Below are 22,386 nucleotides of genomic sequence, written 5' to 3' on the forward strand. Positions count from 1 at the left end.
GCCGCCGCTGCCCCGGCCGCCAGGCCGGCCACCGCCCCCGGCGTGCGCGGCCCGGTCCCGCCCCCGGACGGCGGCGGCTCCGACGGCCGCCCCGACGGCGGAGGTTCGGACGGCCGGGACGGCGGCGGCTGCGACGGCGGCGCGCCGGGGGCAGCCCCGGCCAGTTCGGTTGGCGGCCCCTCGTCCGAAGCGGCCCGCGCCGCGGCCCCGAGACCCGACGGCGGCGCCTCGGCAGCCACCTCGGTCGGCGCAGGCGGCGTACCGGCGAGTTCGGTCGGGGCAGGCGGGGCGGGCGGCGAATCGGCCACCTGGGTCGGCGGCGCCGGAGGCGTCGCCTTCTCGTCCACCGCCGGTACGACCCGCGTGGGCTCCGGCGGTTCCGCGCCCGAGGCCGCCGGGGCCACCGGAGTCTCCTCGCCCGCCACCGGAACGACCTGCGTCGGCGCGGGCGGCGCGACGCCCTTGCCGGCCTCGCCCACCCCCTCCGGCTCAGCTGCCACCGGCTCACCTGCCACCGGCGCGGCCCCACTCGGCGACGCCGGGGTCACCGCAGCCTTCTCGTCCCCGCCCTCCGCCGGAGGCGCCGGGTGGGCGACCTCCGTCGGCCGCGCCGGGGTCACCTCGGTCGGGGTCTCGTCGGGATCCGTCCCGTCCGCCGGGTCCGCCGAATCCGACGGCTCAGACGGCTCAGACGGATCCGGCGGCTCCGGCGGGCCGGGTGGCTCCGCGGGTGGCTGGGAGGCGGCGGGGACGGTCGGCTGCCGGTCCGGCGGTTCTGGCTGGGACGGCGGTTGGGAACTCACCGGATCTCCTCCCGGTCGGGACTCCCCCGCACTCCCCCGCGAGCGTGCGGGGACGCCTGCTCGTCTCATTCTCTGCGCGCGTCCGGGACCGCCCGCAACTCGCCGTCCGCCCGGCCGTGGACCAAGCTGGAAAGGTCCGGCCCACCCCCAACTCCCCGGGAGCCCGGCGTGCAGGTGAGTCAGAGTGCCCCGGTCGCCGTCCGCGGCTGGGCGTCCGCCCTGCTGGCGACGGTGGCGGCGTTCGCGGCGATGCTGGTGGTCGCGTCGCTGGGCCTGTGGCTGGCCGGGGCGGATTCGCTGCCGGGCGGCGGGTTCGGCTCCGTGGTGGCGGCGACCGTCCTGATGTCGTTCGGCACTCCGGCGCAGCTGGACGGCAGCGCCGTGTTCGTGGCGACGGCGCAGGGCGGTATCACCGCGCTGCCGCTGTCGGTGAGCGTGACGGGAGCGCTGGTGGCGGGGGTGCTGTTCCTGCGTCCGCTGCGCCGCCACGCCGTGGTCGGGGGCCGTGAGCTGCTGTTACGGCTGGTGCAGTTCGCGGTGGTCTGGACGGCCGTGACCCTGGTGCTGTCGGCGGCCGCGCGACACACGTTCACGGTGTCGACCGGTGAGCCGCTGCTGGACGAGATCGGCGGGGCGATCGGTGCCGAGCCGGTGGTGGGGTTCCGGGTGGATCCGGGTCCGGCGGTGGGCCATGCGCTGCTCTGGCTGCTCATCGCGGTGGTGCTGGCCGTGGCGGTGTCCAGCCGGACGCCGCTGCCGAGCCGGCTGGTGCGCTTCCACGCGTCGGTGCGTCCGGCGGCGCACGCGGTGCTGACGCTGGTGCTGGTGTACCTGGGGCTGGGCGTGGTCGGCGGTGTGGTGGCGCTGGTGGTGGGCAGTCAGCCGCGCGAGACGCTGGCGGTGATCGTGCTGGGGCTGCCGAACCTGGCGTGGCTGGCGCTCGGGGTGGGTCTCGGGGCGTCCTGGGACGGCCATGTGTCGGGCAGTCTGGGGTTGCCGTTCCCCGAGCCGCTCGCGGCGGTGCTCCGTTCGCGGCAGAACGTCACCCTGGACCTGTCCACCCTCGCCGACCAGGACGGCCGCATGTGGCTGCTGCTGCCGCTCGCCGCGGTGCTGGTGCTGCTCGCGGGCGTGGCGACGGCCTGGCGGGCGCCCGTCGCGCTGCCCGCCTGGCGGCACGCGCTGCACCTGGCCGTGGCGCTCGCGGTGGCGATGCTGCTGATCGGCCTGGCGACCCGGATCTCGGCGGTGTACGGGCTGTCGCTGCTGGGTCTGGGTGGCAACGGGTCGGTGTCCCTCCAGCCGAACCTGCTCACCGCCGTGCCGATCGCGGCCGGTTGGGGCGCGGTCGCCGGACTGCTCGGCGGCCTGGCCGCCCCGCACCTGCGGCGCCCCGGCCGGCAGCAGCCCGTACCGCCCGCCACCGGCTGAATCCGGTCAATCTCCCCGCACACCTGGGCGCCCCTCCCCGCCCCGGCCGTACGCTCGTACGCACACGACGGTCCGGAGGGGGAGCCAAGTGGCAGGACGACCCGTATCCCGCCGGACCGGACCGCGCAGGCCCGTGCGCCGCCGACCGGCCCGCCGTGCGCGGTCGTCCCGGGACAACGCGCTGCTGCTGATCGCGGGCGCCCTGGTGGCGATCGTCGTGGTGAGCGCGGTGGTCTCCTGGCTGGCCCGGCACCTGGTCGTGGTGGTGCTGCTGATCGTGGTCGGGGCGGTGGTGGCCGCCGTGCTGCACCGGCGCCGGGCGGCGGCGAGCCGGCAGCTGTTCCAGGCGCGGGCCGCGCAGTCCCGGCACATCGGCGGGTACCTCGCGATGACGCCGAAGCAGTTCGAGCACGCGCTCGCCTTCCTGTGCGAGCGTGACGGCTGCACCCGGGTGCGGGTGGTCGGCGGCGCGGGCGACCTGGCGGCCGATGTGCTGGCCGTGGCGCCGACCGGCCGGCGGATCCTGATCCAGGCGAAGCGGTACGGGCCGCGGACCATGGTGACGTCGGCGGACGTGCAGAAGGTCAACGGGACGTACCGGGATGTGCACGGCTGTGACCTGGCGGCGGTCGTCACCACCAGTGGTTTCACCCGGGCGGCGGCCGATTTCTGTCGCCTGGTCGGCATTCGGGCGTACGACCGGCGCTCGCTCGCCCGCTGGGCCGAGGGCACCGGCGCACCGCCCTGGGTGTGACGTCCGACCGGCCGTCACCCCACCCAGGTGGCCTTCAGCGCGGAGACGGCGAAGCCCGGGCCGAAGCCGATCAGCAGGCCGGTCGCGCCGGCCGGGGGCGGGGCGGCGTGGGTGCGGTCGAGGACGTCGAGGACGCTGGCTCCCCCGAGGTTGCCGGACCGGTCGAGCGAGTCCCAGGAGTGCCGCAGGGCTTCGTCGCCGAGGCCGAGCTGCTCGCCGAGGTCCCGGAGGATGGCCGGGCCGCCGGTGTGCGAGACGGTGAAGTCGAGCGGCCACGGCCCGCCGTCCGCGGCCGGTGCCCCGGGCAGGGGTCGGGCGAGCCAGCGGCGCAGGGCCGGGGAGATGCCCTTGATGCTCTGCGGGGCGCTGCGTTCGGAGTCGAAGTGGACGCCGGTCTCGTCGAGGCGTTTGCGGTAGCGGCGGTGGCTGTCGGGGAGCAGGTACTCCCAGGTGTCCTCGACCCGCAGGCCGGGGCCGAGCGGCCGGTCGGAGACCAGGACGGCGGTGCCGGAGTCGCCCCACAGCGCCTTGTACACCATCATCTCCACGCCGGTGTCGCCGTGGTGGTAGATGCTGGACAGCGATTCGGCGACCACCAGCAGGACCAGTGAGCCGGGGTTGGCGCGGACGGCTTCGACGGCCATCACCAGGCCGTGGGCGCCGCCGTTGCAGCCGAGCTGGGTGAGGGGGCGGCGCCGGACGTCGGGGCGCAGGCCGAGTTCGGCGGCCAGGTGGACGTCGAGTCCGGGGACGGCGTCGCCGGTGGAGTGGCTGGTGACCACGCAGTCCACCCGGTCCGGTGCCACGCCGTACCGGTCGAGCAGGTGCCGGGCCGCGGTGGTGCCCATCGCGGCCAGGTCGGCGAAGGCGGTGCGGTTGCGCTCGGCGAGGCCGCGCTCGGCCACCACGACCTCCCAGGGCTGGGAGAACCGCCGCTCGGCGGGCATCTGAGCGAGGATCCGCCGGACGGTGCCGAGCCGGGGGTGGTCGCCGTGGCGGTCCACCATGTCGTCGTGGATCCGCTGCCGCGGGATCAGGTGGGCGGGCAGGTGGACCGCCGGTCTGCTGATGTACACGCCCATCCGGATGCCCACCTCTCACCGCCGGGACGCCGAGTCCGACGATCACACAATGTGGCACACCACCCGTCCGACCAGGAATATGCGGCCCCCGAACCCCCACACACCCTCCCCACACCGCCCGGTGGCCGTACCACCGTGCAGTCGTACCGCCACGCACAGCTCAGGCGCCGGCCACCCCGCCGGGGTCGAGGACGCCGAACACCGGCCAGGCCCACGGCGGGGGCGGCACGGGCTCGGCCTCGACCTCGGCCTCCGCCGCGATGTCACCGGACCCGACCGCAGCCTCCGCCACGGCCGCCGCGGGCCGCGCGGGTGCGACCGGCTGCTCCGACACGGCGGTCGGTTCGGCCACCGGTACGGCCGCGCCGCCGCCCCCGCCGGCGGTGTGCTCGGCGAGCCGCAGCGCTCCGACGAATTCCAGGCAGCTGCCGTACCGTTCGTCGGGGGCCTTGGCGAGGGCCCGGGCGAGCACCCGGTCGAGCTCGGGCCCGAGCTCGGGGCGGCGCTCGGAGAGGGTCGGGGGCGGGTCGTTGAGGTGGGCCCAGAGCAGGGCGAGGTCGTCGTCGCGCTGGTAGGGCGGGCTCCCGGTGAGCATCTCCCAGACCACGCAGCCCAAGCTGTAGACGTCGCAGCGGCCGTCCACCGGCTTGCCGGAGATCTGCTCGGGGGCGACGTAGTCGAGCGTGCCGACGAACTGTCCGACGCTGGTGAGGCCGGTCAGCGAAAGGGACTTCTTGGTGAGGCCGAAGTCGGTGAGGTACGCGTGCTCGGGGTGCTCGCTGTCGGTGCCCTCGGCGATCAGGATGTTGCCGGGTTTGACGTCCCGGTGGACCAGTTCGCGGGCGTGGGCGGCGTCCAGCGCGCTGGCGACCTGGACGCCGATCCTGGCCGTCTTGCGGACCGAGAGCGGGCCCTCCCGGTCGAGCAGGGCGCGCAGGTCGCGGCCGCGGACGTAGCGCATCGCGATGTAGAGGATGCCCTCGGCCTCGCCCGCCTCGTAGACCGGGACGATGTTGGGGTGGTCGATGGCGGCGGCGATCCGGGACTCGCGGGCGAAGCGCTGGCGGAAGACGTCGTTGCGGGCGAGTTCGGGGGCGAGCAGTTTGACGGCCACGATCCGGCCGAGCCGGAGGTCCTCGGCGCGGTAGACGACCGCCATGCCGCCGCGTCCGATCAGCTTCTCCAGGCGGTAGCCGGCCAGTTGGTGGCCGGTGAGGTCGGCTCGCGCGGAGGTGGTCATCGCCGCTCACCCGGTTCCACGGTGGCGTAGGTCTGCAGGCGGGTGCCGTCGCAGTAGTACCAGCGGCCCTGGTCGAGGTCGAGCAGCCAGGCCGAGGAGCCGTCGACGACGGCGCCGAGCCGCAGGTCGCGGGTGCCGTCCCGGAAGGTCTCCAGGTCGATGGTGCCCTCGGCCAGGTCGTCGAGCAGGCGACGGTAGGAGGCGAGGGAGCGTTCCAGGGCGGCGAGCAGCGGGCGCGGGTCCTCCTCGGTGCCGAGCGGCTGTCCGGTGCCGGGCGGGCGCTGCGGGAGGGGCACCAGCAGCCGGCCGTCGACCCACGCGGACCAGCCGTTGGAGCAGACGATGCGGCCCCAGTTGCCGCTGGCGTCGACCAGTTGGACGGGCAGCAGCGGGTCGAGCCGGATCGAGGGGCTGGACGGGTCGGGTCCGGCCCAGGTCTGCATGCCGTCGCCGGGGGCGACGTGGGTCGGGCGGAAGTCGTAGGGCGCGTTCATCGGCTGCCGTCCGCCGTCTACCGCCGCATCACGGCCGGTTCGTGGCGGCGCAGCAGCCTGGCGACCACCAGACCGTAGACCACGGCGAGGACGACCAGCATGCCCATGTCGATCAGCCAGATGCCCGGCCGGTGGGCGAACAGCGGGTCGTCGGCCAGGTTGCCGGGGACGAGTTGGTGCAGGTCGACGGTGGAGGCCATGGCGGCGAACGCCCAGCGGGAGGGGATCAGCCAGGACAGCTGGTTGAGGCCGGGGATCTGGTCGAGCTGGAGCAGGGCGCCGCAGAACACCACCTGGACGATGGCGACCAGCACCAGCAGCGGCATGGTCACCTCTTCCTTCTTGACCAGGGCGGAGATCAGCAGGCCGAGCATCATCGCGGAGACCGACAGCAGGGCGACGGCGAGGGTGATCTCCAACAGGGGCGGCAGGTACACCCCGCCGCCCGGTATCTTGACGCCGGCCAGGGCGACCATGGTGAGCACCACCGACTGCACCACGGTGATGGTGCCGAGCACGATGACCTTCGAGCACAGGTACGCCGATCTGGACAGGCCGACGGCTCTCTCGCGCTGGTAGATGGTGCGTTCCTTGACCAGTTCGCGGACCGCGTTGGCGGCGCCGGTGAGCACGCCGCCGACGCACAGGATGAGCAGTGCGTTGAGCGCGGTGTCCGCGTTGAGGGTGGAGCCGGCCAGCGCGTGGGCCATCGCGCCCATGATGAACGGCAGGGCGATCATCACGGCGATGAAGGTGCGGTCGGCGGCGAGCGCGCTGGCGTAGCGCCGGCACAGCGTGCCGACCTGCTTGCGCCAGCGGCGGGGCTTGGGGCGCGGCGGCGCCGGGACGGCCGCCGCCGCACTCGGCTCGGGGCCGGGCGGGACGGGGCGTTCGGTGACGCCGGCGATGTAGCGGCGGAACGGTTGGGAGGCCCGGAACTGGCCCGCCCAGTCGCGGTCGCGCTCGTTCTCGAACGCCTCGAAGGCCTCCGGCCAGTTGTGGTAACTGAAGTGGTCGAGGGTCTCCTCGGGCGGCCCGTACCAGGCGATCCGTCCGCCGGGGGCGAGCAGCAGCAGCCGGTCGCACAGGTCGAGGCTGAGCACGCTGTGGGTGACCACGATGACGGTGCGTCCGTCGTCGGCGAGGCCGCGCAGCATCTGCATCACCGAGTGGTCCATGCCGGGGTCGAGCCCGCTGGTGGGTTCGTCGAGGAAGAGCAGGGACGGTTTGGTGAGCAGTTCCAGGGCGACGCTGACCCGCTTGCGCTGGCCGCCGGAGAGGCTGGAGATCACCTGGTCGGCGCGCTGGGTGAGGCCGAGTTCGGTGATCACCTCCTCGACCCGGGCGTCGCGTTCGGCGGCGGCGGTGTCGCCGGGGAAGCGCAGTTCGGCGGCGTAGGACAGGGCGCGGCGGACCTTCAGCTGGGTGTGCAGGATGTCGTCCTGCGGGACCAGCCCGATCCGGCTGCGCAGTTCGGCGTAGTCCCGGTAGAGGTCGCGGCCGTCGTAGCGGACCGTGCCCTGGTCGGCGGGGCGCAGCCCGGTGAGCGCGTTGAGCAGGGTGGACTTGCCGGCGCCGCTCGGTCCGGCGACCGCCAGCAGGCACTTCTGGCCGACCGGGAAGGTCACCTGGTCCAGCAGGACCTTGCCGCCCGCCACCTGGACGGTCAGCCCCTCGACGTCGAGGTCGATGTCGCCGGTGTCGGCGAACTCCTGCAGCTCGTCGCCGACCAGGCAGAACACCGAGTGGCCGATGCCGATCAGGTCGCCAGGGCCGACCAGTGCCTGCAGCACCGGCTGGCCGTTGAGGAAGGTGCCGTTGTGGCTCTCCAGGTCGGCGATCTCGTACCGGCCGTCGGCGCGGGCCCGCAGTTCGGCGTGGTGCCGGGAGACCGACAGGTCGCCGACCACCAGGTCGTTGTCGGGGGCGCGGCCGATCCGCACCACCTTGGCCGGGAGCGGCCGCACCGTGGTCGGTGGCCGGAACGAGCCGGTGATGGAGGTCAGTCCGGACGGCTGCCGGGCACTGACGGCGGTCGGTTCGGGCAGCGCGCTGAGCCGGCAGCAGGCGCCGTCGGCGGGGCTGCCGAACCAGATCACCGTCCCGGGGCCGACGTCCAGATGGGCGACGCGGTGGCCCTCGCAGAAGGTGCCGTTGGTGGAGCCGGTGTCGTCGAGCACCCAGTGTCCGTCGCCGACGTGCAGCACCGCGTGGTGCCAGGACACCCGCGGATCGCTGAGCACGATGTCGCTCGCTGGATCCCGCCCGACGGCGTACGTGCGACTCGGGCTCATCACCTGCGAGTCGCCGTCGGTCTCGAGTACGAGCTGCGGCGCGGTGAGCGCGAACTCTCGCTCTCCCATACGTCGATGCTAGACCCCACCCTGGGCACCCGCCCGAGGGGCGGTTTTCGGCCGACCGGGTGACAGTGGGAGGCGGTGCCCCGAGGCTGGGTACCTGATGGGGCAAAGCAGATCGGCGCGATGGGAGCGGTGCTGGTGAACACCTGGGCGACCTGGACGACGCAGGGCATCCAAGCCGGTACCGGCGGGGTGAAGACGGTGGAGATCGGGGTGATCACCGGTGACCTGACGCTGCACACCACCTGGATCGAGGGCGAGGCACGGGTGACCGTGCAGTACAGCGGGGCACTGGACTGGTTCACCGTCGAGGGCAGCCCGGTGCCGGCCGCCGACGAGAAGACCGCCCGGGAGATCCACCAGCGGATGGTCGAGGCGGTGAAGGCCGGCGGTGGTGCGACGGCTCCGCAGGTCTGAGCGGGCCGCGGCGCTGCTGTCGGCGGCGCTGCTGCTGGCCGGTTGCTCCTCCGGCGGCGCGGGCGGCGGCGCACCGGGTCCGTCCACCCTGACGGCCGGTCCCCGCTCCCCCACCCCGGCGGCGGCCGGCGACTGGCCCACCTACCACCGGGACGCGCTGCGCACCGGTACGGCGCCGGACGCCGCCCCGGTCGGGCCGCTCGCCCGGGCCTGGGCGGCGCGGCTGGACGGCGCGGTCTACGGGCAGCCGCTGGTGGTCGGCGGCCGGATCCTGGCGGCGACCGAGAACAACACGGTGTACCTGCTCGACCCCGGCAGCGGGGCGGTGGTGTGGAGCCGCAACCTGGGCGCACCGGCCCGCGCCGCCGAGCTGCCCTGCGGCAACATCGACCCGCTGGGCATCACCTCCACCCCGGTCTACGACCCGTCGACCGGGCTGGTCTTCGTGCTCGCCGAGCTGGCCGGCGGGCGGCACGTGCTGAACGGCCTGGACGCGGCCACCGGCGAGCCGGTGGTCCGGCGCGACGCCGAGCCGCCCACCGGCGACCGGCTCGCCCACCAGCAGCGCTCGGCGCTGGCCCTGTGGGACGGCCGGGTGGTGATCGCCTACGGCGGCCTGTTCGGCGACTGCGGCAACTACCGGGGCGCGGTGGTCTCGGTGCCGGTCTCCGGCGCGGGCGAGCTCCGCTCCTACGTGGTGCCGACCGGCCGCGAGGGCGGCATCTGGGCGAGCGCGGGCCCGGTGGTGGACGGCGACCGGCTGCTGGTGTCGGTCGGCAACGGCGAGTCCACCGGCGGCGCGTACGACGGCTCCGACTCGGTGCTCGCCCTCACCCCCGAGCTGACCCGGGCGGACCTGTTCGCCCCGGCGAGCTGGGCCGCGGACAACGCGGTCGACGCCGACCTCGGCTCGCTCTCCCCGGTCCGGGTGGACCGCTTCGTGCTGGCCCTCGGCAAGCGCGGCACCGCGTACCTGCTGGACGCCGCACATCTCGGCGGCGTGGGCGGTCAGCTGACCGAGGCCCAGGTCTGCCCGGCGTACGGCGGGGCCGCGGTTGACGGCTCGGCGGTGTACCTGCCCTGCGAGGACGGCCTGGTCCGGCTGGGCGTGGGCGCGGACGCCTCGCTCTCGGTCGCCTGGAAGCTGCCGCTGGGCCGGGCCGGTTCGCCGGTGGTCGGCGGCGGTGCGGTCTGGGTGCTCGACTGGCAGAACGGCGTCCTGGACGCGGTGGACCCGGCGAGCGGACATGTGCTGCAGCACGCCGAGGTCGGCGCCGAGCTCCCGCACTTCGCCTCACCGGTCCTGGCCGGCGGCCGGGTGCTGGTCGGCACCGCGGACGGGGTGACCGCCTTCACGTTCGGTTGATATCTCGTGACGCACGGTTATGTCGCTCGTTCGCAGGGAAACCAGCTGGCAGGCGAGCGGTGGGAGGACGAAATGGCGGGCGCGCGAGCGATGATCGACCGGGCCGAGGGCTGGGTCGGCTACCGGGAGGGGCCGAACAACGCCAACCGGTTCTCCAGCGAGATGGGCCGGCCGGCCGAGAGCTGGTGCGCGGACTTCGTCAGCGCGGTGGCCCGGGAGAGCGGCAACGGCGCGCTCTTCCCCAACACCGCCTCCTGCTCGGTCGGCCGGGCCTGGTTCCAGCGGCGCGGACGGCTCTCCGTCTACCCGGCGGTCGGCGCCCAGGTGTTCTTCGGCGAGCCCGGCAACCCGTCCGGCCCCGGCGGCGAGCACACCGGCATCTGCACCGCGTACACCGCCACCACCATCACCGTGGTCGCCGGCAACACCAACGACGACGGCTCCCCGCAGGGCGACGGCGTCTACCGCCGGGTGTACCGGCGCCGCTCCGACTACGTCGAGTCGTACGGCTACCCGGCCTACCCCGAGGGGCTGGTCTGCGCCGACCCCGGATGGCGCGGGCGGCCCGGCGTCACCTATTTCGGGCAGGAGGCGAGCGAGGACGACCTGCCGGCCGGGTCGGCGCCGCAGCGCGCGGCGTCGGCGTCAGCGGCGTCAGCGGCGGAGGAGGCGGCGGACGCACCGGACCTGGGCGGGGCACCCGCGCCGGAGGCCGCCGAACCGGCCGGGGCCGCCGCCCCCGACCCGTCCGAGCCCACCGACCTGCCCGGCCAGCGGCGCGACGGCAGCCGCGACCTCACCTCCTGACACCCCCGGACCCGTCCCGCCCGACCGGCTCAGCGCAGGACCGCCTCCAGCAGGTCCGCGCCGAGCCTGGCGCTGGCGCCCAGGTCCAGCTCGTACAGCACGTACCGGCCGCGCCGCCGGGTGGTGAGCAGGCCGGCCTTGCGCAGCACCGCAAGGTGCCGGGAGACCTCCGGGGCGGTCAGCTGCCAGGCGTCGGCGAGTTCACCGGTGGTGTGCGGCCCGCGGGCGATGGTGCGGGCGAGCCGCAGCCGGAGCGGGTGGGCCAGCGCCTCCAGCCGCTGCTGCACCAGCGCCAGCGACACCGGGTCGTCCGAGCCGCCCTCCGCCATCGGGTACTGCAGCACCGGCTGCCAGCCGCGGGCGTGCACCACCAGGAGGTGGGGGCGGCCGAAGGCGGTCGGCACGAAGGTCACCCCGCCGCGGTCGGTGGCGCTGGCCGTGTTGTCCTGCAGCTTGTCGACGACGATCCGGCGCCGGCCGCCGCCCTCCTCCAGCGTCACGGCCGGGGAGATCGCGGCCAGTGCCCCGGCGAGGCCGTGCCGGGCCAGCAGGTCCGCCTTGTGCCGGGCGTCCGCGGCGAGGTCCGGCAGCACCCGCCGCCACGCGTCGGCGAAGAACGCCTGCTCGCAGTCCTCCAGCAGCCGCCGCACCAGGGCCCGTACGGCCGGCGGGTCGGCCAGCAGCCGGTCCGCGAACGCCGCCTGGCGCGGGCCGCGGGCCAGCGCCAGCTCGCGGGCGCGCTCCCGGTCCTCCGGGTCGGTCAGCGGCGATCCGGAGCGGAAGTGCAGCCGGGACGAGCCGCAGGTGGTGACCAGCGCGGCTGCGACGTACAGCTCGTCGTCGATCCGGTCGACCGCGTCCAGCTCCTCCGTCAGGCTCGCCCCGGGCCGGGCCGGGACCAGGAAGTCGGCCCGCGAGGAGCGCCACAGGAAGTCCGCCTCCAGCAGCCGGTCCGCCAGCTCCGGCTTGATCGCGGTGGTCGTCGCGGCCGCCCAGCCGTGCAGGGTGGGGTGGTGCGCGGGCTCGGCGAGCACGTGCAGCATCGCGTTCAGCTCGCCGAGCGGGGAGGGCGCGAACAGCAGCCGCTCCGGCGGCAGCCCGGTGATGTCGATGCTCAGGCTCATGGCGCCGATCCTGCCAGGGCTCGCGGGCGGGCCCGCCACCGGTTGACGGGAGTCGTCAATCCGCGTGCCCGGCCAGGGCGCGGCGGCGCACCGTTGCCGCCATGACCACGACTCTCGCCCCCGCTCACCGGCCGGTCCGCCGGCCCACCGCCCGACCGGCCCTGCGCCCCTGGAGCCACCTGCCCCGCCGCTACGCCGTCGCCCTCGGCGTCGACGCGCTCGGCGCCGGCCTGCTGCGCCCCTTCCTCCTGCTGTACGGCGTGAGCGTGCTGCACCTGACCGCCGGGCGGACCGGACTCGCGCTCACCGTCGGACTGTTCGCCGGCCTGGCAGCCGTCCCGCTCACCGGCCGCTGGATCGACCGGGGCGCGCGCAGCTCCGCGGCCGCCCTCGCCCTGCTCCTTCGCGCCCTCGGTGTGGTGGTCCTGATGGCGGCCGACGGACCGGTCGGCTTCACCGCGGCCGTGGTGGTCCTCGGCGTCGGCAACCAGTCCTGGCCGACCGCCCACGCCGCCGTGGTCACCGCCGTGACGGAGGGTCGGGCGCGCGACGCGGCACTCGCCGCCGGCCGCTCGCTGCGCAACGCCGGCCTCGGCCTCGGCGCGCTGATCGCCACCGTCGTCCTGGCCGGCGGCGCCGGGGCGCTGCGCACCCTGGCCGCCGTCACCGGCATGGCCTTCCTCGCCGCCGCCGCGCTGACCTTCTCGCTCCGCCTCACCGGCACCCGCCGTCGGGCAGCCGGCCGGCCTGCGGAAACGCCGGACGCCCCCGCCGTCCCCGTCGCACCGGCGCGGCTCGGGGTGCTGGGCATCGCCAACCTGCCGTACGCCTTCTGCTTCGACGTGCTCGAAGTCGCGCTGCCCGCCCTGCTGGTGACCCGGCTGCACGCCTCCGCCGCCTGGGCGTCCGGCATCTTCGTCGGCAACACCGTGCTGGTCATCGCGGCCCAGGTGGCCGTGGTGGTGTGGCTCGGCCGCCGGGCCCGCCGCTCGGCCCTGGCCGGGGCCGGCCTGCTGCTCGCCGCCTCCTACCTGGGCTTCTGGGCCGCCGGTTCGCTGGGCGGCACGGCCGGTGCGATCGGCCTGGTGGCGGTCGCGGTGCCGTACACCCTCGGCGAGATCCTCTACACCGGCTCCGGGACGGCCCTGGTGGTGGCCTCCGCACCGCCGGAGCGCCTCGGCCGCACGCTGGCCCGCTGGGAGCTGTCCACCGGCCTCGGCAAGGCGCTCGCACCGGCCGCCCTCACCGCGTTGCTGGGCGTCGGTCCCGGCGCGCTGTGGGGCGCCCTGGCCGCCGCGACCGCGCTCGGCGCGGCCGCCGTCCGCCGCTGGGGCCCGGCGATCTGACCGCCCGTCCGCCCGGCGCTGCCCCTACCCCTGCCCCGCAACCCTGGGGCGGCGACCGACCGGACCTCTGAGAGACTGCAGCATGCGACTCTTCAAACGCCCCACCGGAGCGGCCCGTACCGGGCGCGGCCCGTCCGAACTCGCGGCCCTCCTGCGGGAGGGCGAGGAGATGGTCGCGCACCTGGCCGAGGCACACAGCGGCTGGGGCCTCGGTACGGCCGACCGGTGGGACCTCGACCAGGCCACCGGCCTGCTCACCTGGACCTTCCCCGACCGCACCGCCACCGCCCCGGCCCAGATCCTCGGCACCCACAACGCCGCCGCCGGCAGCTGGCTGTGGGCCTGGGCCAACCCCAGCATCCTCCCCGAACTCAGCCGGGACTCCCGCACCGTCCGCGACTGGGCCCAGCACCGCGGCCACACCGCGCTCACCGAGCCCAAGGTCGACGCCGACCAGGAACACGCCGCCACCCTCGCCGCCCTCGCCCTGCGGATCACCCGCGCCGGCGGCTTCTACCGCGGTACCGGCGCCGCCGCCGTGCCCTACCTGACCTTCGGCACCGTCACCCTCACCCGCCGCGACGAGCCCCCCACCACCTTCCGCGTCGCCACGGACGACTGATGTCCCGTCACCCCCTCCCGCGCATCCTCCCCGCGCTGGACGACCGGACGATCCTGCTCAACCGCCTGGCCCAGGAGCTGCACCCGCTCGACGACGGCATCACGTGGTTCACCGACCTGGCCGCCCCGGAGCGGACGGCGGTCCTGACCGTGCTCGCCGAGCTCTGCCTCCACGCCCGCGCCACCACCGAGGACGCCCCCGAGGCCACCGCCCGCTCCGGCATCAGGCCCACCCACACCCCCGCCGTCCTGCTCGCGCGCGGCCACCTCGCCCCGCAGCTGCACCGGATCGCCACCCTGCCCGGGAACGAGCAGCTCAAGTCCTTCCGGCTGCTGATCGCCCTCTTCACCGTCGCCGACCGCCGGCGCCGCGAGCGGTCCTGCACCCCGACCTGCCACCACCCCTGGCACCATCTCGGGCCAGCCGCACCCTCCGCCTGACCGGGCGGCGAACGAGACCGGCCCGGCCCGCCGGGACTCGGGAGTCCGCGGGGGCCGGGCCGGCGCCGGGCCACTGGGTTCAGCGGCAGGCGTACGTGAAGGACGTCGCCGCACTCTGCGTGGTCGGGCTGAGCACCTCGAGGGTGGCGGTCGCCGCCATCTCGCCCCGGCCCTGGAAGGTCCACCGGAGGACCACCTCGGTCCGGTTCCGACCGGCGGGCACGTGCTGGCTCAGCGTCCCCGAGTCGGTGCCGTCGCTGCGCAGCCAGTGGTACGTCACCACGCCCGCGCCGCCGTCCGTCTCCAGGGTGCCGGTGATCACCGCGGTGCCGTCGCACGCCGGACCCTCGGAGTCGCTGCGCACCTCCACACCGCTGACCGTGACCGGCTTCCCGTACCGCTCCCAGCCGAGGAAGCCCGCGACACCGAGCAGGAGGACCAGCGGCAGCACCAGCCAGCGGCCGCGCTTGCGCTTCTTCGGCTCGGTCGGCTCGGCCTGGGCCGCGCCGTGCCACACGGCCGCCGCCTGCGGGGGCACACCGGGGCCGAAGCGGCGCAGGGACTCGTCCCCGGCGGGCGGCGCCGGCGACGAGACGGGCGTGGGCCAGACCTCGGGGTCGAGATGGGTGGCACTCTCGAACCCGCCCGGCCGCAGCTTCACGGTGCCGTCGGCGTCGCCCTGCGGCGGTACGTGCAGTTGCACGGTGTCACCGGGCGCCCCGGCCGGACGCAGCCGGACGGTGCCCTCGCCGCCGTCCGTCACCGGCATTTCGACGGTGGAACCGACCGGGACACCGGGCGGCAGCCGGACAGTGCTCTCCAGGTCGGCCGCGGGCTTCGCCCCGAGGCGGACAGTGCCGTCCTCGGCCCCCGTGACGGCTGCGGGTACGGACAGTTGGACGGTGTCGCCGCCACGGACGGGCGGCTGCGGCGCGAGGCGCACGGTGCCGTCGGGGTCGGGCGCCGGCTTGGGCAGGCGCACGGTGCCGTCCGGGTCCGCCGCCGGGGCGGCCACCGGCTTCGCGCCGAGGCGGACGGTGCTGTCCAGGTCGGCCGCCGGGGCGGGCGCGGGCTTCGCGCCGAGGCGGACCGTGCCGTCGGGATCGGCGGGGGTGGCCCCGGGCTTGGGGCCGAGGCGCACCGTGCCGTCCAGGTCGGCCGCCGGGGCGGGCGCAGGCTTTGCACCGAGGCGGACCGTGCCGTCCTTGGGCATCACGAGCTGGACGGTTCCGCCGTCAGTGGGCGGCGGCGCAGGGGTGGGCGTGGCGGCAGGGGCCGCCTGCTCGGGCTGAGCGGCCTCGGTGGTCGTCGCCTCGGGCTCCTCGGCGGGAGCGGGCTCAGGCACGGACGCGGGCTCGGGCTCCGGCGCGGGTGCGGGCTCCGGCGCGGGTGCGGCGGGACGGCGGACCGGTCCGAGGACGAGCCCGGAGGCGGGGTCGGTGCCGGGCTGGGAGGGCGGCGGGTTGGTGGTCATGGTGGTGTGTCGTCCTTCCTCAGCCGATCACGACGCAGGTGCTCGCCTGCACGTCGGACCAGGAGTTCTGGCCCCGCAGGGCGGCGGGCACGGTGGCGACGCTCGCGCCCCAGTACGGCTTGGTGGAACTCGCGAACGAGAAGCTGAAGCTACCGCTGATCGCCGTCTGGCCCTTCGGCAGGGTGATGGTCTTGGTGCCGAGGACGGTCCGACGGCCGCCCTTGGTGGGTTCGTCGAACCAGGTGATGGTCAGCGAACCGTCGGCCGCTCCGTCGGTGGTGCCGGACAGGGTGACGAAGGCCCAGTTGTTGCGGCAGCTGAGGCTGAGGCCGACCGACACCACCCTGAGGGTGGGGGTCGGGGTGGGCGTCGGCGTGGGTGTCGGGGTGGGGGTGGAGCCGCCGCCGGTGGGCGGGGCGGCGGATGCGGTGGTCGGCTTGAGGGTCGGCTTCACCAGGCTCGGCGAGGCCGAGGGGCTGGTGCTCGCGCTCGCGGAGGGCGAGGCGCTCGCCGAGGCGGACGCGGAGGCCGTGGGTGACGGCGGGGCGTCGGTGCCGGCGATGGGCGGGAGGGCGAGGAAGCTGGTGGTGGCCTCCGGCACGGGGACGTCGGTCTGTCCCTCGGTCGCGTTGCCGCCCGCGGAGGCGACGCCGGCGAGTGCGCCGCCGGCGAGGACCAGGGCGCCGGCGGCGCTGGCGATCCGGGCCCGCGGCCCGAACCGGCGGGCGGCGCGTCCGGCCCCCGCACCTGCGGAGGCGCCGGCCCCGAGGACGGTGGTGGCGAACGAGGTGCCGCCGGCGGCGGGTGCGCCGCCGGCCATCGGGAGCAGCAGCGGCAGCAGCGCGACCAGGGCGGCGAGGCGGCGGCGGCCGCGCTCCTCCCAGTCCTCGCCGTACGCGGCGCCGGCGACCTCCTCCAGCTGGGCAACGAGCTCGGCGGCGCCGTCGGGCCGCTCGTCGGCGGTCTTGGCGAGTCCGGCGCGGATCAGCGGGCGCAGCGCCTCGGGCGCGTCGCTGTCGGGGATCTCGGCCTCGGAGTGCTGGACGGCGAGTTCCATCAGGGTGGCGCCGTCGAAGGGCTTGGCGCCGGTGAGGCACTCGAAGAAGGTGGCGGTGGCGGCGTACACGTCGGTGGCCGGGGAGGCGGGCGCGCCGGTCCACTGCTCGGGGGCCATGTAGGCGGGGGTGCCGGCGACGGTGCCGCTGTCGCCGCTGCGGACGGCGATGCCGAAGTCGACCAGCTTGGACTCGCCGTCGACGGTGACCAGGACGTTGCCCGGCTTGTAGTCGCGGTGCACGACGCCGGACCGGTGGGCGGCGGCGAGGCCGAGCAGGGAGCCCTTGAGGACGGTGAGGGCCGCCTCGGGTCCGGTGGCGCCCTCGGCGCGCAGCAGGTCGCGCAGCGAGATGCCGTCGACGAGTTCCATCACGATGGCGGCGCCGCGCGGGCCCTCGACGTACTCGTAGAGGCGGGTGACGTGCGGGGACTCCAGGGCCGCCAGCAGCTCCGCCTCGGTGCGGAAGGAGGCGTGGTCGGCGCTCTCTCCGGTGAGGTACTTGATCGCGACGGGGGTGCCGGTGGCCCGGTGGTGGGCGAGGACGACCCGTCCGGAGGCGCCGGCGCCGAGCTCGCGCTCGTGGCTGTAGTCGGGGAGCTCCCAGCGGGCGTCCACGGGCGTTCCGCCCACGGTGGTGGGGCCCACCGGGGCCGACGCTGCGGCGGGCGCCGTGCCGGGCGCGTCCGGGCCGGGCCCCGCGGCGGGGCCGGAGGGGTCCTTGGCCGGGCCGGCGGGCTCGTCCGCACGGCTGTCGGGCATGGGTCTGTCGTCGTTCACCTTGTCCACCCTTGGCGGCGTGGTCCGCACGGGTGCGCGGCCACCGAGAGTGACGCGCCCGCGGGTCGGCAGGTTCCGGCCCACGGGCGCTGAAAGGTCACGATTCAGCTGTTTCGCACACTACTTGTCGCCGTTCCGGGAACTTTCCTTGGAACGTCCGGGTCGGACGTACACAGTCACTGTCCGTCGCGACTGCGGGCCGTGTCGGCGGCCTCGGCGGCGACCGAGCCGGCTCGCAGCAGGCGGTGCCCGAGGTCCATCAGCGCCCGGCCGGCGGCGAGCTCGTCGCCGATCGCGGGGTCGGACGGGTCGAGCGGGCTGCGGCGGGCCTCGGCGTCGGTCTCGATCAGGCCGGTGCCGGTGTCCAGCGCGGCGTGGGCCCGGGTCAGGTCGCCGTCCTCGGTGACCCGCAGCCGGACCGCCCACTCGGTGACGTGCGGCCCGGGGGCGACGGCGCCGCTCACCGCGCGCCGTCTTCCGCCGAGTCGTCCCGGTCGCCCTCGGCGAGGGACTCCTCCTGCGCATGCAGGTTCTGGTAGGAGGTGATGCCTTCCTCGGGGTCGGCCGCGCGTACGTCGTCCTCGTCGCGCGCGGCCTTGTCGCTCAGCCTGTCGTTCATCTCGGACATCGCCGGCTCCAGGGTGCTCGGATGTTCCGGCGTCCCGCGCGGCCGGGGGTGCCGCCGCGGGACCGATGGGGCGGGCGCGGCATACGCGACCGGGCGGACGCGTTTCTCCCTACCAGCGTGCTCCCGCGCGGGCCGCGGGGCCACCGCCGACCGGGTACGGCCGCGCGGCGACACTGCATACGGCCGGACGGCGGCCCGGCCGGTCAGCCGAGCTCGGCCAGCAGGGCCGGGTTGACGACGGCGACCACGGCACGGACGTCCGCCGCGGCGACCGCCGGCCAGAGCACCGCGCGGGCCGCCCGGTACCGCTCGGCGAGCCGGAGCCGGTCGGCCTCGGGCAGCAGGGCGGCCCGGTCGGGCCGGGAGTTGTGGGCGTTGTCGGCGATCTTGAGGAGGGTGGCGGAGTGGTCGGTGACGACCTGGCGCAGCATCTCCTCGTACCCGGTGCCCGGCACCCGGGTCACCCGCCGCACGGTCGCCACCACGGCGGCGGGCACCCCGGCCCGCAACAGGTCGTCGGCGGTGAGCGGGGTGTCCTCCAGGACGTCGTGGAGCAGCCCGGCCATCTGCAGTCCGGCACCGAACGGCGCCAGCCCGGCGGCCACCGCGCGGACGTGCTCGACGTACGGGACGCCGATCCGGTCGGTCTGGCCGGCGTGCGCCGCGGCGGCGAGGGCGTCGACCTCGTCGAGGGTCAGCGCGCCGACGACAGGGGACTCAGAGGCGGGCTCGGGCATCGGTGCGGTTCCTCGGCAATCGTGGTGCGATCCGGTCGGTGCGATCCGGCCGGTGCGGTCCGGTCAGTTTCCGGGCAATATAGTCGACTTGGCGACAAGGAGTGGCTCAGCGTGCAGGTGACCCCGATCTCTCCGGACCGGTTGGCCGAACTGGTCGCCGACCGGATCGACACCCTCCCCGCCGAGGGCGACCGGCGGCTGCGGGTGGCGTTCGACGGCGCCCCGGCCGCCCGGCCCGGCGAGCTGGCGGACGCGGTGGAGGAGCGGCTGCGGCTGCGCGGGCGACCGGTGCTGCGGGTGTCCGCCGCCGACTTCCTGCGGCCCGCGTCGGTGCGGCTGGAGTACGGCCGGCACGACGCCGACGCCTTCCACGACCTCTGGCTCGACGAGGGCGCGCTGCTGCGCGAGGTGCTCGACCCGCTGGAGCCGGGCAGCAGCGGACGGGTCCTGCCGACCTTCTGGGACCCGGCGACCGACCGGGCGACCCGGGCCAGGTACGTGGAGCTGCCGCCGCGCGGGGTGCTGCTGCTGGACGGTCCGCTGCTGCTGGGCCGCTGGCTGCCGCTGGAGCTGACGGTCCATCTGGCGCTCTCCCCCGCCGCACTGGCCCGCCGCACCCCCGAGGAGGAGCGGTGGACGCTGCCCGCCTTCGCCCGGTACGAGACGGAGACCGCGCCGGGCGAACTCGCCGACCTCACCGTCCGCAGCGACGACCTGCGCCACCCCGCCCTGGTCGAGCACTCCTGAACCCGGGCCGTCACGGCGGGGTCGGGCCGCGCTGGCAGGACGGGCACCAGTAGGCGGGCCGGTCCTCGGCGTGCGCGGTGGTCCGGATCGGCGTGCCGCAGCGGTCACAGGTACGGCGGGACCGCCCGTACACCCAGTTCTGCCGCCCGGGGCGGGTGTCGCCGGTGGTGACGTGCCCGTTGCGCAGCTTGTTGGCGTCGAGGATCTGCCGGGCACGCGCCAGCAGCCGGTCGAGGACGGCGACCTCGCCGACCGGCGTCCACGGGGTGATGCCGGCCAGGAAGCACAGCTCGTTGGCGTACACGTTGCCGATGCCGGCCAGATTGCGCTGGTCGAGCAGCGCCTCCCCGATCGGACGCTCCGGAGCGGCCAGCAGTCGCCGCCGGGCCTCGTCGGCGTCCCAGTCGGCGCCGAGCAGGTCCGGGCCGAGGTGGCCGACCGCGCGCTCCTCCTCCGCGGTGCGCAGCAACTCGACCACCGGCAGCCGGTAGCCGACCGCGGTGCTGCGCTCGTTGCCGAGCACCGCCCTGATCTGGAACGCCGGACCGCCCGTCCACCGCTGCCCGGTCGGGAAGACCTGCCAGCGGCCGTCCATCCGCAGGTGGGTGTGGAGGGTGACCCCGCCCTCGAACCGGGTCAGCAGGTGCTTGCCGCGCGGCACCGTCTCCAGCACCAGCCGGCCGCGCAGGTCGGCCGTGGCATGCGCGGGCACCCGCAGGTCGGCGGCGGTCAGCACCTGTCCCGACAGGGCCTGGTGCAGTTGCGCGGCGGCGCGGTAGACGCTGTCTCCTTCGGGCACTCCCCCATCATGCAACGCCGGGTGCCCACGGCGGCATGCCGGCGGCTCCCCACCCGAAAACCGGACGACCGATCCGCCATGATCGTCTAGGGTCGGCCGGATGACGCTCTCTCATGACGTGGCCGGTGACGGCCCTGCCGTGGTCCTGCTCCACTCCGCCGTCTGCGACCGGCGGATGTGGGAGCCCCAATGGTCGGCGCTGCTGGCGGCCGGCTACCGGGTGGTCCGCTGCGACTTCCGCGGCTTCGGCGGGACCCCCGTCCCCGACGGCCCGTACAGCCCGCACGGGGACGTCGCCGCGCTGCTCGACACCCTGGGCATCGAGCGCGCCGCGCTGATCGGCGCCTCGTACGGCGGCCGGATCGCCCTGCGACTCGCCGCACTGCACCCGGACCGGGTGAGCGCGCTGGCGCTGCTGTGCGCCGGCCGGGACGGCCATCAGCCGACCGCCGAACTGGAGGCCCTCGACGAGCGGGAGAACGCCCTGGTCGAGGCGGGCGACATCGCGGCCGCCGTCGAGCTGAACGTCGACACCTGGCTCGGCCCCGAGGCCGACGAGGACGCCCGGGCCCTGGTGCGCACCATGCAGCGCCACGCCTTCGACGTGCAGCTGGCCGCCGAGCAGGAGTTCGCCTCCGACCGCCCGGAAGTCGACCCGACCGCCGTCCGGGCCCGCTGCCTCGCCGTCGCCAGCGCCCACGACTTCGCCGACTTCCGCACCATCGCCGCCGAGCTCGCCGACCTCGTCCCCGACGCCCGCCACCTCGAACTCCCCTGGGCCGGCCACCTGCCCAGCCTGGAGCGCCCCGCCGAGATCACCGACCTCCTGCTCGCCTTCCTCGACGAGACGGTGCCCACCGCGAAGTGACCGGCCGGTAGGGTTGGGGCGGGTCGTGACTGGCGCTGAGGTGGGCCACCACCGGGAAGCGGCCTGGCGGACCACGCCGTTGCCGCGCGCCTGGGCGATCCACCGCGACGTCCGGGAGACGCCGATGCCCCAGCCCACCGCCCGCCTGATGGACGGCACCGCCCTCGCCCGCCGGACGATCTCGGCCGCCGCCGACCGGGCCGCCGAGATCACCCGTCGCACCGGCACCGCCCCCTGCCTGGCCACCGTCCTGGTCGGCGAGGACCCGGCGTCCGTCACCTACGTGCGGATGAAGCGCAACCGCTGCGAGCAGGCAGGCATCCGCTCGCTGCACGTGGCGCTCCCCGCCACCGCCTCCACCGCCGAACTCGTCGACACCATCGGCGCGCTCTCCGCGGACCCGGCGGTCCACGGGATCCTGCTGCAGCACCCGGTCGGCCCGCACATCGACGAACGGGCCGCCTTCGAGGCCATCGCGCCGGAGAAGGACGTCGACGGCGTCACCATGCACTCCTTCGCCGCCATGGGCTTCGGCCTGCCCGGCTTCGTCTCCTGCACGCCCGGCGGCATCCTGCGCCTGCTCGACGCGTACGGCGTGGAACTGGCCGGCCGCCACGCCGTGGTGGTGGGCCGCAGCCCCATCCTCGGCAAGCCGACCGGCCTGCTGCTGCTCGGCCGCGACGCCACCGTCACCTACTGCCACTCCCGCACCGGCGACCTGCCCGCGCACCTCGCCCGGGCCGACGTGCTGGTCGCCGCCGTCGGCCGGCCGCGACTGATCCTCGGCGAGCACCTCAAGCCGGGCGCGGTCGTGGTCGACGCCGGCTACAACCCCGGCAACGTCGGCGACGTCGACTTCGACAGCGCCGCCGCCCGCGCCTCGCTGATCACCCCGGTGCCGGGCGGCGTCGGGCCGATGACCATCGCGGTCCTGCTGGAGCAGACCGTCCACGCCGCCGGCCGGCAGCTCGGCGTGCCCGCGACGGCCTGACGCCCGATCCGGGCGGCCGCAC

General features: G+C 75.5%; 22 protein-coding genes and 1 riboswitch. Of the genes, 11 read left to right on the top strand and 11 right to left on the bottom strand.

All coding sequences use genetic code 11. The features are described 5' to 3' along the window. The first annotated feature begins 971 nt into the window (after positions 1-971). Both FHR36_RS21950 and FHR36_RS39995 read left to right on the top strand, forming a co-directional pair. Positions 972-2,234, top strand: coding sequence for a streptophobe family protein (locus tag FHR36_RS21950; RefSeq protein WP_253799875.1), 1,263 nt, complete (start codon positions 972-974; stop codon positions 2,232-2,234). Positions 2,235-2,367: 133 nt separating this feature from the next. Further along, positions 2,368-2,988, top strand: coding sequence for a restriction endonuclease (locus tag FHR36_RS39995; protein ID WP_253799876.1), 621 nt, complete (start codon positions 2,368-2,370; stop codon positions 2,986-2,988). 14 nt (positions 2,989-3,002) lie between these two features. On the opposite strand, the gene FHR36_RS21960 is transcribed toward FHR36_RS39995, so the two are convergent. The 4 genes from FHR36_RS21960 to FHR36_RS21975 all read right to left on the bottom strand — a co-directional run bounded on the left by FHR36_RS21960 (position 3,003) and on the right by FHR36_RS21975 (position 8,167). Beyond that, on the bottom strand, positions 3,003-4,070 hold the full coding sequence (locus tag FHR36_RS21960) for a beta-ketoacyl-[acyl-carrier-protein] synthase family protein (RefSeq protein ID WP_253799877.1): 1,068 nt from the start codon (positions 4,068-4,070) through the stop codon (positions 3,003-3,005). A 160-nt stretch (positions 4,071-4,230) separates the two neighbouring features. Continuing rightward, a complete protein-coding gene (locus tag FHR36_RS21965; RefSeq protein ID WP_253799878.1) occupies positions 4,231-5,310 on the bottom strand; it encodes a serine/threonine-protein kinase in 1,080 nt (359 codons plus the stop codon). Further along, positions 5,307-5,804 (bottom strand): hypothetical protein, encoded by a 498-nt coding sequence (locus FHR36_RS21970; RefSeq protein ID WP_253799879.1) that lies wholly within the window; start codon positions 5,802-5,804, stop codon positions 5,307-5,309. The genes FHR36_RS21965 and FHR36_RS21970 overlap by 4 nt, the downstream gene beginning before the upstream one ends. A 17-nt stretch (positions 5,805-5,821) precedes the next feature. Further along, positions 5,822-8,167 (bottom strand): FHA domain-containing protein, encoded by a 2,346-nt coding sequence (locus FHR36_RS21975; protein ID WP_253799880.1) that lies wholly within the window; start codon positions 8,165-8,167, stop codon positions 5,822-5,824. 120 nt (positions 8,168-8,287) lie between these two features. Between FHR36_RS21975 and FHR36_RS21980 the strand changes: the two genes are divergently transcribed. The 3 genes from FHR36_RS21980 to FHR36_RS21990 all read left to right on the top strand — a co-directional run bounded on the left by FHR36_RS21980 (position 8,288) and on the right by FHR36_RS21990 (position 10,754). Beyond that, positions 8,288-8,581: a hypothetical protein gene (locus FHR36_RS21980; RefSeq protein WP_253799881.1), complete on the top strand. Its 294-nt coding sequence runs from the start codon at positions 8,288-8,290 to the stop codon at positions 8,579-8,581. Next, positions 8,556-9,947, top strand: coding sequence for an outer membrane protein assembly factor BamB family protein (locus tag FHR36_RS21985; RefSeq protein ID WP_253799882.1), 1,392 nt, complete (start codon positions 8,556-8,558; stop codon positions 9,945-9,947). Before FHR36_RS21980 ends, FHR36_RS21985 begins: the two co-directional genes overlap by 26 nt. 72 nt (positions 9,948-10,019) lie before the next feature. Beyond that, positions 10,020-10,754, top strand: coding sequence for a CHAP domain-containing protein (locus FHR36_RS21990; RefSeq protein ID WP_253799883.1), 735 nt, complete (start codon positions 10,020-10,022; stop codon positions 10,752-10,754). A gap of 29 nt (positions 10,755-10,783) precedes the next feature. Here FHR36_RS21990 and FHR36_RS21995 read toward each other — a convergent pair whose 3' ends face one another. Further along, positions 10,784-11,878: a DUF5937 family protein gene (locus tag FHR36_RS21995; protein WP_253799884.1), complete on the bottom strand. Its 1,095-nt coding sequence runs from the start codon at positions 11,876-11,878 to the stop codon at positions 10,784-10,786. Positions 11,879-11,979: 101 nt separating this feature from the next. Here FHR36_RS21995 and FHR36_RS22000 point away from each other — a divergent pair, with 101 nt between their 5' ends. The 3 genes from FHR36_RS22000 (at position 11,980) to FHR36_RS22010 (ending at position 14,286) form a co-directional block, all read left to right on the top strand. Then, on the top strand, positions 11,980-13,224 hold the full coding sequence (locus tag FHR36_RS22000) for an MFS transporter (protein ID WP_253799885.1): 1,245 nt from the start codon (positions 11,980-11,982) through the stop codon (positions 13,222-13,224). Positions 13,225-13,306: 82 nt separating this feature from the next. Beyond that, complete coding sequence (locus FHR36_RS22005) at positions 13,307-13,846, top strand: DUF6882 domain-containing protein (RefSeq protein WP_253799886.1); 540 nt, start codon at positions 13,307-13,309, stop codon at positions 13,844-13,846. After that, positions 13,846-14,286: a DUF5958 family protein gene (locus FHR36_RS22010; protein ID WP_253799887.1), complete on the top strand. Its 441-nt coding sequence runs from the start codon at positions 13,846-13,848 to the stop codon at positions 14,284-14,286. The genes FHR36_RS22005 and FHR36_RS22010 overlap by 1 nt, the downstream gene beginning before the upstream one ends. A 79-nt stretch (positions 14,287-14,365) precedes the next feature. Here the strand turns inward: FHR36_RS22010 and FHR36_RS22015 are convergent, their stop codons facing one another. From FHR36_RS22015 to FHR36_RS22035, 5 genes are all read right to left on the bottom strand, one after another. Further along, positions 14,366-15,760 carry a hypothetical protein gene (locus FHR36_RS22015; protein WP_253799888.1) on the bottom strand — a complete coding sequence of 465 codons (1,395 nt, stop codon included), beginning with the start codon at positions 15,758-15,760 and terminating at the stop codon, positions 14,366-14,368. Between the two features lie 19 nt (positions 15,761-15,779). Then, entirely contained in the window at positions 15,780-17,576 is a 1,797-nt protein-coding gene (locus tag FHR36_RS22020; protein WP_253799889.1) for a serine/threonine-protein kinase, read from the bottom strand. A 194-nt stretch (positions 17,577-17,770) separates the two neighbouring features. Beyond that, positions 17,771-18,058: a dsRBD fold-containing protein gene (locus FHR36_RS22025; protein ID WP_253799890.1), complete on the bottom strand. Its 288-nt coding sequence runs from the start codon at positions 18,056-18,058 to the stop codon at positions 17,771-17,773. Then, a complete protein-coding gene (locus FHR36_RS22030; protein WP_253799891.1) occupies positions 18,055-18,222 on the bottom strand; it encodes a hypothetical protein in 168 nt (55 codons plus the stop codon). The genes FHR36_RS22025 and FHR36_RS22030 overlap by 4 nt, the downstream gene beginning before the upstream one ends. A 203-nt stretch (positions 18,223-18,425) precedes the next feature. Then, positions 18,426-18,959 (bottom strand): HD domain-containing protein, encoded by a 534-nt coding sequence (locus FHR36_RS22035; RefSeq protein WP_253799892.1) that lies wholly within the window; start codon positions 18,957-18,959, stop codon positions 18,426-18,428. A 111-nt stretch (positions 18,960-19,070) separates the two neighbouring features. On the opposite strand from FHR36_RS22035, the gene FHR36_RS22040 reads away from it, so the two are divergent. Beyond that, on the top strand, positions 19,071-19,706 hold the full coding sequence (locus FHR36_RS22040) for a nucleoside/nucleotide kinase family protein (RefSeq protein ID WP_253799893.1): 636 nt from the start codon (positions 19,071-19,073) through the stop codon (positions 19,704-19,706). A gap of 10 nt (positions 19,707-19,716) precedes the next feature. Here FHR36_RS22040 and FHR36_RS22045 read toward each other — a convergent pair whose 3' ends face one another. Then, positions 19,717-20,505 carry a DNA-formamidopyrimidine glycosylase family protein gene (locus FHR36_RS22045; protein WP_253799894.1) on the bottom strand — a complete coding sequence of 263 codons (789 nt, stop codon included), beginning with the start codon at positions 20,503-20,505 and terminating at the stop codon, positions 19,717-19,719. A gap of 100 nt (positions 20,506-20,605) precedes the next feature. On the opposite strand from FHR36_RS22045, the gene FHR36_RS22050 reads away from it, so the two are divergent. Next, on the top strand, positions 20,606-21,373 hold the full coding sequence (locus tag FHR36_RS22050; RefSeq protein WP_253799895.1) for an alpha/beta fold hydrolase: 768 nt from the start codon (positions 20,606-20,608) through the stop codon (positions 21,371-21,373). Positions 21,374-21,388: 15 nt separating this feature from the next. Further along, a riboswitch (ZMP/ZTP riboswitch) is annotated at positions 21,389-21,476 on the top strand. A gap of 21 nt (positions 21,477-21,497) precedes the next feature. After that, a complete protein-coding gene (locus FHR36_RS22055; RefSeq protein WP_253799896.1) occupies positions 21,498-22,364 on the top strand; it encodes a bifunctional 5,10-methylenetetrahydrofolate dehydrogenase/5,10-methenyltetrahydrofolate cyclohydrolase in 867 nt (288 codons plus the stop codon). Positions 22,365-22,386 lie beyond the last annotated feature (22 nt).

It is taken from the genome of Kitasatospora cinereorecta, assembly GCF_024172095.1.
GTDB classification, from domain to species: Bacteria; Actinomycetota; Actinomycetes; order Streptomycetales; family Streptomycetaceae; genus Kitasatospora; species Kitasatospora cinereorecta.

What these genes read in the sequence shown, in the direction of transcription:
- FHR36_RS21960 (WP_253799877.1), bottom strand. Translation starts at nt 4,070, where the DNA reads ATGGGCGTGTACATCAGCAGACCGGCGGTCCACCTGCCCGCCCACCTG.
- FHR36_RS21965 (WP_253799878.1), bottom strand. Translation starts at nt 5,310, where the DNA reads ATGACCACCTCCGCGCGAGCCGACCTCACCGGCCACCAACTGGCCGGC.
- FHR36_RS21970 (WP_253799879.1), bottom strand. Translation starts at nt 5,804, where the DNA reads ATGAACGCGCCCTACGACTTCCGCCCGACCCACGTCGCCCCCGGCGAC.
- FHR36_RS21975 (WP_253799880.1), bottom strand. Translation starts at nt 8,167, where the DNA reads ATGGGAGAGCGAGAGTTCGCGCTCACCGCGCCGCAGCTCGTACTCGAG.
- FHR36_RS21980 (WP_253799881.1), top strand. Translation starts at nt 8,288, where the DNA reads ATGGGAGCGGTGCTGGTGAACACCTGGGCGACCTGGACGACGCAGGGC.
- FHR36_RS21990 (WP_253799883.1), top strand. Translation starts at nt 10,020, where the DNA reads ATGGCGGGCGCGCGAGCGATGATCGACCGGGCCGAGGGCTGGGTCGGC.
- FHR36_RS21995 (WP_253799884.1), bottom strand. Translation starts at nt 11,878, where the DNA reads ATGAGCCTGAGCATCGACATCACCGGGCTGCCGCCGGAGCGGCTGCTG.
- FHR36_RS22000 (WP_253799885.1), top strand. Translation starts at nt 11,980, where the DNA reads ATGACCACGACTCTCGCCCCCGCTCACCGGCCGGTCCGCCGGCCCACC.
- FHR36_RS22005 (WP_253799886.1), top strand. Translation starts at nt 13,307, where the DNA reads ATGCGACTCTTCAAACGCCCCACCGGAGCGGCCCGTACCGGGCGCGGC.
- FHR36_RS22010 (WP_253799887.1), top strand. Translation starts at nt 13,846, where the DNA reads ATGTCCCGTCACCCCCTCCCGCGCATCCTCCCCGCGCTGGACGACCGG.
- FHR36_RS22015 (WP_253799888.1), bottom strand. Translation starts at nt 15,760, where the DNA reads ATGACCACCAACCCGCCGCCCTCCCAGCCCGGCACCGACCCCGCCTCC.
- FHR36_RS22020 (WP_253799889.1), bottom strand. Translation starts at nt 17,576, where the DNA reads ATGCCCGACAGCCGTGCGGACGAGCCCGCCGGCCCGGCCAAGGACCCC.
- FHR36_RS22030 (WP_253799891.1), bottom strand. Translation starts at nt 18,222, where the DNA reads ATGTCCGAGATGAACGACAGGCTGAGCGACAAGGCCGCGCGCGACGAG.
- FHR36_RS22035 (WP_253799892.1), bottom strand. Translation starts at nt 18,959, where the DNA reads ATGCCCGAGCCCGCCTCTGAGTCCCCTGTCGTCGGCGCGCTGACCCTC.
- FHR36_RS22050 (WP_253799895.1), top strand. Translation starts at nt 20,606, where the DNA reads ATGACGCTCTCTCATGACGTGGCCGGTGACGGCCCTGCCGTGGTCCTG.
- FHR36_RS22055 (WP_253799896.1), top strand. Translation starts at nt 21,498, where the DNA reads ATGCCCCAGCCCACCGCCCGCCTGATGGACGGCACCGCCCTCGCCCGC.